This is a genomic window from Marinobacter iranensis (genome assembly GCF_029207565.1).
GTDB classification, from domain to species: domain Bacteria; phylum Pseudomonadota; class Gammaproteobacteria; order Pseudomonadales; family Oleiphilaceae; genus Marinobacter; species Marinobacter iranensis.
The window spans coordinates 1-249 of sequence record NZ_JANCMW010000342.1 but is presented as its reverse complement, the minus strand read 5'-3'; the positions used below and the strand labels follow the sequence as shown (position 1 = coordinate 249).

Below are 249 nucleotides of genomic sequence, written 5' to 3'. Positions count from 1 at the left end.
AAAAGGTGTGGCTCTCGATCGCTGAGCGCCGGCTGCGCCCGGGCGTGCAGCTCAAGGAAGGCCAAATGGCCGCGATCTTCGACGTCAGCCGCGCGCGCATCCGGCAAGCGCTGGCCGCGCTCGAGCGCGAGGGTCTTGTGACGATCATCCCCAATCGCGGCGCTTTCGTGTGCCAGCCGACCGTGGATGAGGCGAGGGACGTCTTCACCATTCGTCGTTCTGTCGAAAGCCGCGTCGTCGCCCGCATCG

The 249-nt window shown here is 66.7% G+C and carries 1 protein-coding gene; it reads left to right on the top strand.

Translation table 11 applies throughout. The features are described 5' to 3' along the window. Positions 1–249, top strand: a 249-nt coding sequence (locus NLU14_RS22630; protein ID WP_275710843.1) for a GntR family transcriptional regulator, incomplete at both ends; no start/stop codon positions are given.